7 protein-coding genes are annotated in these 13803 nt (G+C 45.7%); 5 read left to right on the forward strand and 2 right to left on the reverse strand.

The window, feature by feature from the left end; all coding sequences use genetic code 11:
* The first annotated feature begins 145 nt into the window (after positions 1-145).
* From JN178_RS18510 to JN178_RS18525, 4 genes are all read left to right on the forward strand, one after another.
* Positions 146-2824, forward strand: a complete 2679-nt coding sequence (locus JN178_RS18510; protein WP_202262778.1) for a glycoside hydrolase family 16 protein — start codon at positions 146-148, stop codon at positions 2822-2824.
* Positions 2825-2891: 67 nt separating this feature from the next.
* A complete protein-coding gene (locus JN178_RS18515) occupies positions 2892-5837 on the forward strand; it encodes a TonB-dependent receptor (RefSeq protein WP_202262779.1) in 2946 nt (981 codons plus the stop codon).
* Positions 5838-6008: 171 nt separating this feature from the next.
* Positions 6009-7826, forward strand: coding sequence for an Lnb N-terminal periplasmic domain-containing protein (locus JN178_RS18520; protein WP_202262780.1), 1818 nt, complete (start codon positions 6009-6011; stop codon positions 7824-7826).
* A gap of 38 nt (positions 7827-7864) precedes the next feature.
* On the forward strand, positions 7865-8296 hold the full coding sequence (locus JN178_RS18525; protein ID WP_202262781.1) for a DUF3015 family protein: 432 nt from the start codon (positions 7865-7867) through the stop codon (positions 8294-8296).
* An 85-nt stretch (positions 8297-8381) separates the two neighbouring features.
* On the opposite strand, the gene JN178_RS18530 is transcribed toward JN178_RS18525, so the two are convergent.
* Complete coding sequence (locus JN178_RS18530; RefSeq protein WP_202262782.1) at positions 8382-10970, reverse strand: glycoside hydrolase family 3 protein; 2589 nt, start codon at positions 10968-10970, stop codon at positions 8382-8384.
* A gap of 2 nt (positions 10971-10972) precedes the next feature.
* Positions 10973-12235, reverse strand: coding sequence for a sugar MFS transporter (locus tag JN178_RS18535; RefSeq protein WP_202262783.1), 1263 nt, complete (start codon positions 12233-12235; stop codon positions 10973-10975).
* A gap of 207 nt (positions 12236-12442) precedes the next feature.
* Here JN178_RS18535 and JN178_RS18540 point away from each other — a divergent pair, with 207 nt between their 5' ends.
* On the forward strand, positions 12443-13801 hold the full coding sequence (locus tag JN178_RS18540) for a GH1 family beta-glucosidase (protein WP_202262784.1): 1359 nt from the start codon (positions 12443-12445) through the stop codon (positions 13799-13801).
* Positions 13802-13803: the final 2 nt, after the last annotated feature.

Genomic DNA, 13803 nt, shown 5'->3' on the forward strand with positions numbered 1-13803 from the left:
TACGTGTCAGTGGCTTAATGTAATGTAAGCGCTTTCAAAACAGCCGTTTTTATTTAACCCAATTTGTAAGCGCTTACAAAACGCTTTTTACGTGGCCATCGCCGCAACATAACAACCTAATTTCTTTGGATCAGGGCTGAAAATAATGACTAAAAAAGCAACTCAACTTACGCGGATAGCTGCCGCGTTATCAGTCACAACCCTATTTGGCTGCGGTGGTGGATCAACCACTTCCACCGATATCAACGTTGTCGACCCAGTAGAGCCAGTATCAGACTGGCAACTCGTGTGGGCTGATGAATTTGACGGTACCAGTATTGATGATGATAACTGGACACACGAAGTTAACTGCGACGGTGGCGGTAATAACGAAGCGCAATGTTATACCGACAGTGCAGATAACTCATATGTATCAGAAGGTAGCTTAAAAATTGTTGCCTTGCCAGCTGAGGAAGGTGCACAAAAACCTTATACGTCAGCACGCTTAAACACTCGCTACAAAGCAGATTTCAAATATGGCCGTATTGAAATGCGCGCTAAAATGCCATCAGGTCAAGGCAGCTGGCCAGCGTTCTGGATGATGCCTACTGATGAAGTATATGGCGGATGGCCTCGTTCTGGTGAAATCGACATTGTTGAGGCAGTTAACCTAAAAGCTGCTGATATCGATGGTAATCCAGAAAACCACATTTACGGTACGTTGCATTATGGTCAGGAATGGCCAAATAACGACAGTTCAGGACAAGCCTACTCATTGCCAAGCGGCGCGAACCCTGCCGACGATTTCCATACTTATGCTATTGAATGGCAAGAAGGTGAAATTCGCTGGTATATGGATGGCTATCTATATGCAACGCAACGTCGCTCAGAAGTTCGTTACAACGCCAATGGTGATGCAACCGGTTTATCGCATCGCGGTTGGTATGCTGAGTACTATGAGCAAGGTACTGGTGAGCTTACAACGCATTGGGACAATGCCCCTTTCGACCAAGAATTCCATTTAATTCTTAACTTAGCGGTTGGCGGTGCATGGCCGGAAGCGGTGAATGAAACTGGTATTGATGCTGCTGCTTTTGCAGACGGTCAGACTTATGAAATTGATTACGTTCGCGTATACGAATGTGCGTCTGATCCAGAAACTGGCAAAGGTTGTGAGACCGTTCGTCCTGGATACGATTCACTGGAAGATGCACTTGTAGAAGGCGCTGCTCCTATTCCTACGCCACCATCAACAGGTATTGCCCAAGACCTTACCATATTCGACGGCACACCGAACCCGAACTGGCCGGCATGGGATTGCTGTGGTGGCACAACGCCAGCACTTGTTGAAGACGCAGACGAAGGTCAAGTTTACGAATTCTCTATTGGCGAAGCGCCAACCGTAATGGGCTTTATTAGCCGCGCTCAATTCATTACCGATCCAGAAGGTGAAGCGTCACCGTTTGATGCATCGCCTATGGAAGAAACTGGTAGCGTTAAGTTCGACTTGAAAGTTGTTTCACTACCGAACAATGCAACAACTAACTGGTTGTTCAAAATTGAAAGTAGTGAAGGCTCTACTGCGGCTGAGCTGCCATTGATGGATGGTTATGTTGGCCCAGCAGACGTAGCCGGTGCAACACCAGAACAAGGTGTATGGGAGTCGTACGAGTTCCCACTGAGCACACTAGCAGCAGCGGGCTTGGATACAAGTGCAATTGACGTAATCATGGTATTTCCTGCGTGGGATACAGGTAACGGCGCAACGTATCGCATGACCAATGTTGAAATTTCACAAGAAGGCGGCGCTAGCTACCCAGAGCTTGTTATCTTTGAAGACGGTCAAAACCCAGACTGGCCAATGTGGGATTGCTGCGGTGGTTCTACACCAACAGAAGAAATGGATGACGAAGACCACGGTCTAACTGCTGAGTTTAGAATTGGCGCAGATCCTACAGTAATGGGCTTCATTACTCGTCCAGCAGCAGGTGGTGGCGATACACCGTTTGACGCAACGGCACTAACTGATGGCGGTCTACTACAATTTGAAATGCGTGTTGTTAATGCACCAAGCAACCCTGATGCTTCATGGTTATTTAAAATTGAATCTAATGACGCCGCGACAGCTGTTGAGCTTCCTCTTGCAGAAAGTGTTGAAGGTCAAGCACCTGTAGAGGGTGAGTGGCAGACTTACACATTCACGCTGTCAGATCTACAAGCACGTGGACTAGATGTAAGCGCGATTGACGTCATCATGGTATTCCCAGCTTGGGGTACAGGTGAAGGTGCAGTATACCGCCTAGACAACGTTAAGTTTTTCCACCCTGATAGCGGTGAAGCACCAGCGGGCGGCATTACGTTGTTTGCTGATACTGCCGCTGACCAATGGTCAATTTGGGATTGCTGTGGTGGTTCTACACCAACTGAAGAGGTCGACGATGCCGATCACGGTACAGTTGCCGAATTCCGTATCGGCGGTACGCCAACGGTAATGGGCTTCCTTGCTGATGAAGGTACTTCATATGATGCATCAGCACTGCTATCAACTGGCGTAGTTCGCTTTGAAATGAAAGTCAGCGCTATGCCAAATGATGCATCAGCACCGTGGTTATTCAAGATTGAGTCGATAGGCGCATCTACTGCGGTTGAGTTGGCTATGTCAGCCAGTGTGGAAGGTGCAGACCCTGTTGAAGGTGAATGGCAGACTTATACATTCCCACTTCAAACGCTATACGATGCAGGCTTAGACATCAGTGCTATCAACGTGATCATGATGTTCCCAGCTTGGGGACAGGGTGAAGGCGCAGTCTATCGTGTGGACAACCTTGAAATAGCAGCGCAGTAACAAAGCAACTGCCGCTTGTAACAGTGCAGGCGGCAGTCTTGAATTGATAAGAATTAGTAGGGCAATTATGAAACGCACAACTTTTAAAAAGACCCAGCTTGCCACATCAATGGCTTTGTTGATGGGCTCATCCCTTGCATTTCCTACCTTTGCACAAGAAGCAGAAACAGCTGAACCGTCTGAAGGTGAAGTAGAAGTTATCCAGGTTAGCGGTATACGCGGTAGTATGATGCGCTCGATGGATCTTAAGCGCAGTTCTAATGGTGTTGTTGATGCTATCTCTGCAGAAGAACTGGGTAAGTTTCCAGACACCAACCTTGCAGAAGCACTGCAACGTATAACCGGTGTGACAATAAGCCGTAACAATGGTGAAGGTAGCCAAATCACTGTTCGTGGTTTTGGTCCAGAATTCAACCTAGTTACACTAAACGGCCGCCAAATGCCGGGTACAGGTTTCACCCGTTCATTTGATTTGGCCAACTTGTCTTCAGAAGGCGTGAACACGCTTGAGTTACAGAAGACAGCACGCGCTGAAAACCCCAGTGGTGGTCTAGGTGCGACAGTGAATATCATCACTATGAAGCCGCTTTCTCAACCTGGCCAAAATGCAACCATCTCTGTGAAAGGCATTTATGACTCGTCCAACGAAGAAGGCGACGATGTAACACCTGAAATTGCGGGTGTATACAGCAACACCTTTGCCGACGATATGTTTGGTTTTGGTTTGTCTTTCTCACATCAAGAGCGTGACTTCCAACAACAATCTGCAAATATTCAAGGCTGGCAGCTACAAGAAAATAGTGCGCTTCCAGAACTTGATGCGGCAAACGTTATTGATAATCGTACGAACCTTACCGATGTCGCTTTCTTCCCGAAAGATATGAACTATGGTATCAGCGACGTACAGCGTGAGCGTCAAAATGCGCAAGCGACATTCCAATTCCGTCCTGTAGATAACTTCACTGCGACCGTTGATTACACAGCATCACGTGCCACTACTGGTACTAACTCTGTGGGTTGGGGTATCTGGAACAACTTCGGTGCTAACATTAATGCTTATGAGCTAGATGAAAACGGCACTGCAGTTTATGCTGATATTAGTGGTGATGACGGTTCATTCACTGCAAGCCGCAACACAACACGCGTAGATGCTCGCTCATTAGGTGTAAACCTAGACTGGATGGTAAACGACGACTGGCACTTCAAGCTTGACTACCATGACTCGTATAACAAAACAGACAATGGTTATGACAAAGGTCTAGGCAGTGCTGGACAAGTTATTCTTGGCTCTAATCAGCTAGAATCAAAAGTGTACGACTTCCGTTCAGGCGAAATCCCACAAGTTTTCGTAAACTGGAACAACGGTACCAACGAAATTCTACCTAGCGAGATTGACTCAAACTTCAGTCAATTCATCTACTCGCCTGGTCGCTCTGATATTGAACAACTTCAACTTGATGGTACGTGGTACAACTCTGCGTTCGATATCCCGCTTGTTAAAGTCGACTTTGGAGTTGCACGCACTGAACAAGCGCTTAGCGGCTTTACTGCGTGGAGCGGTTTACGTGGTGGTCCGGGCTTTAACCCATCATTTACACAAATTTTCCCTGATAGCATGTTTATTCGCAACGACACCTCAGGCTTCTTAGATGCCTTTGACGGTGGCGGTGCAGGTATGAATCCAGGGTACTACTATACCTTCAACTTTGATGAAGCCATTGCCCGTCAGTTGGCGTTTATCACTGCTGACGTAGTAGGTGAAGGCAACGCTTACTCTATTGACCCATACTTTATGGGTGCACCGTCAGTCAGCAATGTTGAAGAGATCACAGACTCAATATACGTACAAACTGAGTGGGATTTCGAAGTAGGTGACTACCTTGTGCAAATTAATGCAGGTGTTCGCTACGAAGAAACCGAAGTACCAAGTTCTGCGGAAGTACGTGTACCAGTTCAGGTTAACTGGGTAGCGGCGTCTGAGTGGATCACGCAGTTTGAAGATGACTTGCAGTTACAAGACTTCACCGGTGAGTACGACGTTGTATTACCAATGTTCGACGTAAAAGTAGATGTAACCGACGACATCGTGGCGCGATTCTCGTGGGGTAAATCAATTACGCGTGCTCCGATTGGTCTACTGCAAGGCGGTCTATCGTTTAGCGGAAGCCCGAAAATTGGCGCGCGTACCGCATCAGCAGGCAACACAAGTCTATTGCCATTCGAGTCGAGCAACATAGACCTATCGTTAGAATGGTACTACGACGATGCAAGCTATGCGGCTGTAGGCTTATTCAGAAAGTCTGTTGAAAACTATATTACAACAACAGGCCAAGACAGGCAGTTCGAAGGACTACGTGATATCTATCAAGGTCCTCGCTGGAACGAAGCGGTAAGTGCGCTGGAAGCTGCCGGTGAACAAGCTACTGATAGCGCCATCTACGATTACTTTGTTCAAAATGGCTATGCCGATGAAAATGGTGTTGTGACGCCAAATGCTGATGATCCGCTAATTACGTGGCGTACCACTCAGCCTGGTAACTCAAGTGACTCTAAGACGGTTGAGGGTATCGAACTTGCTATTCAACATACGTTTGGCGACACCGGCTTCGGCTTTGGTGCAAACGCTACGCTTGTTGACGGTGATGTGGAGTACGACCCATATAACCTTGGTGAGCAAGATCCGCTAGTAGGTATCAGTGACTCGGCTAACTTCCAAGTTTTCTATGAAAAAGAGGGTCTGTCAGTAAAAGTTACCTATGCGTGGCGTTCAGACTATGTCGTTGGTATTGGTCAAGCGCAAGGTTCATCTGACAACCCTGCCACCCAATTTGATACGTTTGGCCAAGTTGACGCAAGCATCAACTATGACGTAAACGAAAACCTAACGGTATTCCTTGAAGGTGTGAACATCAACGATGAAACCGAACGTGGTTACGGCCGCTTTGAAGAGCAATTCTTGTTTGCTCGTCAATACGGACCTCGTTATACCTTAGGTGCCAGATATACCTTTTAAAACGTGTGTTCTCGTGTGAGTTCAGGCCGCTTTATAGCGGCCTTTTTTTATTTACGCAGAACAGTCTATGTATTATTCTTGCTGCCTCAGTCAATTTGCGCCTTAGGCGCTTTTATTGAGCAGAGAAAGTTACGGCAATAATAACAATAATTACGGATGTCCCCTTAGTTCATGGATGGAATAAAATTATTCCTCGCAGTTTCCATACTTCTTATTTCTCAATTGGTCTCAGCGAGTGAAACACGCCTATCTATCGAAGATGCAGCGCAGTCTCATCAATGGCGTGCGTTGCTTCACTATGAACGCGCTATATTCACAGATAATCAATCTGCGATTACGTCCTCAGACTTCTTTTTTTCAGATACAGGTCACATTGACCCCTTATCTGAACTGCGCGCAAGTTTAACGGCCTTTACCACTACGCCTGAATTGCAGTGTCAATTTCCTGCTCGCGCAAAATTTATCGACAATAATGTTACACAGCTTCCTACAGTTAAGTGCGCTGAGTTCGAAGACTTTGTTGCGACGGTGGGCGCCAAAAGTGTCAGTCTAATTTATGCGTCAGGGTATCTAGGCAACCCGGCCAGTATGTATGGCCATGTCTTTTTAAAATTCAACGGTGCACAAAAAAGTGAGCTACTGGATAACACTTACAACTATGGCGCGCGCTATCCCAAAGACGAACACCCTATTCGCTATATTATTAATGGTATATTTGGTGGTTACGACGGTTACTTTGCCAACCAAAAGTTTCACCACCAAACGCTGACCTACAATGAATCAGAGTTACGCGATTTATGGGAATATTCACTTAGTTTAGCGCAAGATGACATAACCCTTCTATTGGGGCACCTATGGGAACTAGAACAGGTTCCCATGACCTACTATTTCTTTAAACAAAATTGTGCGTATCAGATTGCTTATTTGCTTTCTATGATAACCGGCAAGTCTTATATTCCTGAGTCAAAATTATGGGTCATGCCATTTGATATCATTACTCAAATTGAGCGCGTAGACCCTGCGTTAATAAGTAACGTATCTTTCCATCCTTCACGCCAAGAGGTCTTATATAGCCGGTTTGCACAATTGTCGTCACATGAGCGCGCTGTGTTTACAGAACTGTTGGAAGGCATCATTGAGCCATCTGATTTAGTTAGTATAGTTAGCGAGCAGAATGCCAAGAGAATCATTGATAGCGCTTTTGATTATTTTGCCTACATAGAACAACGCGGCAGTATGACGCCTACAATGCAGACTCTACGAAAAACACTGGTGAACCTAAGGTTTTCACTGCCTGTGGGACAAAGTCGATTTGTAAAGCACACACCCAAAGCGCCACACCAAGCTCAAAATACGAGCTTGTTACAAGTATCCACCTATTACAATGAGACACTTGATAAAGGGCTAGCTTTTCGCTTTCGCGCTAATTACTATGATTTGCTAACGCTGAACGCTGCGCGTATTCCTTTTTCTGAACTCAGCACGTTCGACCTAAATCTTAGAGTAGACGACAAAGCCAATATACATCTTGCTGATCTAACGTTACTGCGTATATTCAACCTCAATGCTGCGCAAACCGGCTTACCTCACGACACCGGATATGCATGGAAGCTTGCGACTGGATATCGAGAGATGAATCTAAGCGGCGAGACAGGCGCGTTTTACGTTGATGGTTTAGTGGGGAAAAGTACGCAAATTATACAAGATTTTGCCTTGTACGGCGGCCTTTCAGGCACGCTAACAAGCAAAGACAACCTTGGTGGCTACCTTGGAGTAGGTACTGAGATTGGTGGCGTGACAACAGTCACACCACAATATGCTATGTCCTTTAGCGTGGGACATCAGAGGTATGTAAACGCTTTTGATAAAAGCCGGACCTACGCAACGTGGGAACAACGGTTTACGAATGAACAAACATTCGATTTCAGAACGTTATTACGCTATGACGATGCATTTGAATTTTCAATCGCATGGTCACACTACTTTTAAAGTGAAAATAATAAATCTAAAAAAATGGAGTTAAAACAATGAAAAAGATTGCATCTATTGCAGTAGCTGTTGCGGCGTTATCTTCTAACGCATTTGCTCAAGATAGCGTTGAAGCGGTTAACCCGTGGAAACACTGTGGTATTGGCGCGGCTATCTTTGACGACAACGGTACTGCGGCTGCACTTTCTAACATCATTTGGGACTTGGGTACTACAGCTATTACATCAAAAGTGTCTTCTGAAGATTCTTGTTCTGGCAAGCGCACTAAAGTTGCAATGTTCATTCAAGACAACTTTGACGCAGTACTAGAGCAAACTGCTATGGGTGAAGGCGAGCACGTAAATGCAATGCTAGACATCCTTGAAGTAGCGAACGAAAACAAAGCTGCTGTAGTAGCTGCGGTTCGTGGTTCAGTAAATGCTGAGACGCAACCAGAAGCGTATTACAACGCAGTTATCGCTGCTATCTAATACATAGAGCGCAAACAAAAATGCCGCTTAGTCTTTAAGACTTAGCGGCATTTTTTATAGTTTAGTTTCGCTTATAGGCTAATGGCTACTGACAAGAAATTTCAGCCTCATTGGCCATATCAGGCGTAAATTGGATATCAGCCACACTCAAGCTTGCCTTTCCGGCGCTGCCTAACTCGAATGGCACTACAAGCCCGGTAAAATCAATACCTTCTTCAACAAAGCACTGTAAATCGATGCTTAATGTTGACCATGTATCACGTGGTAAAGCCTTTAGTTGCTCACTAATATCGATATTAGTAGAACAACTACCTGCTGCATCGCCTTCGCCTTCGCAGTTCATCGCAAGATTCACTGGCGCATTTATCTCAGAGTGACGATTTACACTGAATGTGAGCGCCGCATTATTGAGTAATTGCGCACTAAGATCTTCACGGAAGAAACTCTTGCTCGCAAAGCGCATTGCGCCATACGCACTGCCATCAAAACTCACTTTACGGGCATCCTCTTGAACTTCTTTATCCACCGTGCGATAGCTCACAGCGCCAACGGTATGCGTGCTCGCATTTACTGACAAAGACTCTTCACCAGAATATAACCATAGCACCCAAGGCGCTTGCACCGACCCATTTAGAATTGCCATAGGCGCTTCATTCTCGCTGCTTACTTCAACTTTGGTGTTAAGTGAATCACCCAGTACATCTTCATCACTCAATGTCAGACCAAAGCCGTAGGGTAGAAGTGGCGCGTAATCGTCATCGCCTACATTCACAATTTGTTGCGGTGTCGCAGGCCAAGAAAACGGTAGCTTTCCTTTAAAATCTTGCTTACCAAAAAGAACGTCAGCAACCGCTGCACCTTCAGAACCTGGTAGCCACGCGGCAACAAATGCATCTGATGCATTTAACTCAGCGTTAACCCACATAGGGCGACCACTTATAAAAACAGAAACAACAGGAATACCTTGTTCTTTCAATTTATTAAGTAGTGCGAGGTCGCGCTTGTTACCGTACTGATAAATCAGTGTTTCTCTGTCGCCGTGCCCTTCTGCATAAGGCTCTTCACCAAATACAACAATAGCGACATCGGGTTTCGCATCAAACTCACCATCCACCGATAATACCGCTTCACCGCCTGCTTGCTCAGCGTGCTGTTTAATACCATCGAAAATAGACGTACCACCGGGGAAGTCATCATTGGTGTTGTTAGTACCTTGCCAGGTAATTGACCAACCACCTGATTGCTTACCAATATTATCAGCGGCGTCACCAGCGACTAAAATACGCTTTGCGCCATCAAGCGGTAACGTCTTTGCCTTGTTTTTAAGCAACACTAAGGATTCTCTTACCGCTTGCTTCGCCACATCTCTATGGCTGTCTTTCCCAATAAGAGAGCGGTCACCTGATAAAGGCCTGTTGGCCGGGCTTGGTTTTTCAAATAACCCAGCACGCACTTTTACGCGTAAGATACGACGAACAGCATCATCAATTCGCGACATCGCGATAGTACCATCTTTAACTTGAGCGAGGGTATTTTCATACAGTGCTTTCCAGTCGTTCGGCACCATAAAGATATCCAAGCCGGCATTTATGGCTTGTGCACAGTCTTCGTTATTGCATCCCGCCACTTGGCCATGACCATTCCAGTCGCCCACAACAAACCCATCAAACCCCATTTGCTCTTTCAATACATTAGTTAGCAAGTACTTGTGGCCGTGAAGTTTTTCGCCGTGCCAGCTGTTAAATGAGGCCATAACAGACTGCGCACCTGCAGTGAGACCACCTACATAACCTTGCGCATGAATATCAAAGAGTTCTTGTTCAGTCGCGATGTTGTCACCTTGGTCATCGCCAGCAACCGTACCACCGTCACCGACAAAATGTTTAACAGTGCTAATTACGCGTTGGTCGCTTAAAAAGTCTTTATCAGCTGCCCCTTGTAAGCCTTTTACAACAGATGCAGCATAGTCACGCACAATGGCAGGGTCTTCTGAATAACTTTCATAAGTGCGCCCCCATCTATCATCACGCACAACAGCCACCGTAGGGGCGAATACCCAATCAATACCGGTTGCCATTACCTCTTTCGCTGTAATGTGCGCAATCTGTTCCATCAATTCTGGGTTGTTTGCTGCTCCAAGCCCAATGTTGTGGGGAAACAGCGTGGCACCAATCACGTTATTATGACCGTGTACCGCATCTGTTCCCCACATGGTGGGAATCGTTGAACCATCTAAACTATCGTCTACCGAAGCCTGATAAAGCGCTTCTGCTAATGCTACCCAATCGTCAGGCGTGGCATGTTTGTCATTATTAGGAAATGCGCCACCGCCGTTTAGGTACGACCCAAAGCCATACTTTCGCATATCTTCCACGGTGATATTGCGAATTTCTGGCTGAATCATTTGAGCAATTTTTTGCTCTAATGTCATAGACGCCATGATGTCTGACACCTTCGCCTCAACACTTGCATCAGGCTTTACTTCTATATCAAGCTTTGGCCATATGGCAGCAGCATTTTCTGCAGCTTGAGATGGCGATTTATCACTGGCGGCTTCTTGTTTAGGTATTGAGCTACTCGGACTCTCAGGTGATGAACACGCACTAAGCATTGTGCCCGTTAACGCGCCAATTAGCGCCGTCGTAACAATGTTGGCGAGTTTTGTTTTTCGCATTGTTATTCCTTAATCGAGTTAGTTTGTGATACACGGCTGCCCACAAGACCATAGTAAGCAATGTACAAGTAACAAGAAGCCGGTAGTAAGAAAGACAGTGTTACCCCAATACTGTCAGCTAGCATCCCTTGTAAAAGTGGGACAATTGCACCGCCAACGATCGCCAAGCAAAGAATGCCTGAGCCTTGTGGCGTGTCTTTACCTAGCTGCTGAAGCGCCAAGCTAAAGATGGTTGGGAACATAATTGAGTTAAACAGTCCAACAGCAAGCACACTGTAAAGTGCCATATCGCCTGTGGTCGATATTGAAATCAAAATAAGCACAATGGCAAAGAATGCGTTAAAGGCTAGCACTAAACCGCCAGACACCTTTTGCATAACAAGGGCACCAATGAAGCGACCTACCATGGCTCCGCCCCAGTAATAGGCAAGCAATTTAGACGCTTTCGCTTCTGTTAAATTCGCTACACTCGGGCTGGCCAGATAGTTTACGAGCATGCTGCCGATGGCAACTTCAGCGCCGACGTACATGAAAATACCTACTGCCCCAAGCACTAGGTGTTTGTGTTGCCATGCGCCACCTTTGAAAACGCCCGTATTCGCGCTGGTATGGTTGAGTGTTGGCAACTTTAAAAACAAAAAGACAAGAGCGAGTAACAAAAGCGCAGCAGCAAGAATAAGGTAAGGAACCTGAACATCAGAAGCTGAGGCGGTTGCCATACTATGTTCACCAGTTGCACCGTACATAAGGTATGAGCCAAAGAAAGGCGCAACCGTTGTGCCTAATGAGTTAAACGCTTGTGTCATTGTCAAACGCGATGACGCTGTTTTAGGATCCCCAAGCGCCGTCACGTAAGGATTAGCCGACACTTGCAAAATAGTGATCCCAGATGCGAGTACAAACAGGGCAAGGAGGAAGATACCGTATACTTGACTGGCAGCGGCGGGGAAAAACAATACACACCCCAAACATGCGATGCCGAGTCCAAGCACGATGCCTTTTTGGTAACCTATTCGAGAAACCACCATACCTGCAGGCAAAGACACAATAAAATACGCACTGAAAAAGCAAAACTGAATAAGCATTGCTTGTGTAAATGTAAGGTTAAATGCGCCTTTTAAGTAAGGAATTAGGATGTCGTTCAGACATGTAATAAATCCCCACATAAAGAACAGTGTAGTAAGTGAGATAAGCGCAAAGCGGTATCCCCCCTTGTCTTCGGCTTGATAAGCAGTTGTCGTATTCGGTTGCGCTGGTGTTTCCACGAGTAACCTCTATTGCTATTTTTTTAATTAATGATAAATTTACATTTGAAAGCGCTTACATCATAATACGAATAAATTTGTAAGCGCTTACATTTATCGAATAATTACACGAAGTGTTGCCGAATTCAATGTAAAAATCATGTTATTTCGATAAACCTAATTGCTTTGCGAATTTGAAATGTTTGTTAATTGCAGGACAGTAGAACGATGCACAAAATTACCCTCCCCGCTAATTCCTTGATGTTAACCAAGGATTTTGTCTACGGAGTAGCGACATCTAGCTTTCAAATTGAAGGCGACCGGAAAGGTCGACTTGACTGCATTTGGGATACATTTTGTTCACAACCGGGTACTATCGAAGACGGAAGTAATGGCGATATAGCCTGTAAACATGTTGAATACTACTTACAAGATGTTGAACTAATTTCATCTCTTGGCGTTGATGCGTACCGCCTATCAATTTCATGGCCACGCGTAATGAACGAAGATGGCAGCGTCAACGAACTGGGCATGCGTTTTTACATCAACCTTGTTGATGCGCTATTGCAACGAAAAATGAAGGTGTTTGTTACCCTCTACCATTGGGACTTACCGCAACATCTTGAAGATAAAGGTGGCTGGCTAAATCGAGGCACTGCCTACGCATTTCAGCGCTATGCCGCCGCTGTCGCCAATGCACTAGGTGGTAAAGTGCATGCCTATGCCACACTTAATGAGCCGTTTTGCTCAGCTTATTTAGGCTATGAGACAGGTATACATGCACCTGGGAAAACAGGCGTTGGCAATGGCCGAAAAGCAGCACATCACTTATTGCTTGCCCATGGTTTAGCACTACAAGCACTTCGTCAATTATGCCCTAACAGTCAGCACGGTATCGTACTCAATTTCAGTACCTGTCATGCCAACACAGATACAGAGCAAGACAAGCAGGCTGCTAAGTGGGCTGATGAATATCACAATCAGTGGTACCTAAAACCGTTAATGGACGCGTGTTACCCCTGCGTTATAGAAAAGCTGAGCAATGAAGAACGCCCCGATATTCTTGAGGGCGACATGGAGATTATTTCCCAGCCTATCGATTATTTGGGCATTAACTTTTATACCCGCACCGTTTATGAAGCCAATGAGAAAAATTGGTTTAACGTCGTTCCGCCTGTTGATACACCGTTAACGGCTATGGGTTGGGAAATTACACCTGACGCTTTCACTGAACTCTTGGTGGATTTGCACAACGAATACACACTACCTCCCATTTACATCACTGAAAATGGGGCGGCAATGAACGATGAGTTAATTGATGGCGAAGTTAAAGACGATGATCGTACAGAATACTTCCACACCCACCTTAACGCGGTTAATGAAGCCATTGAGCAAGGTGTGGATATTAAAGGGTACTTCGCATGGAGCCTGATGGACAATTTTGAGTGGGCGCTGGGATATTCTAAACGTTTTGGCATTGTTCACGTTGACTATGAAACGCAAAAAAGAACAATAAAGCAAAGTGGTAATGCCTACGCAGAACTGGTTAAGAGCAGAATTAATAGGTACATTAGCGGTATAAAATAAGG

Origin of the sequence: Alteromonas sp. KC3, from assembly GCF_016756315.1 — a bacterium.
GTDB lineage: Bacteria > Pseudomonadota > Gammaproteobacteria > Enterobacterales > Alteromonadaceae > Alteromonas.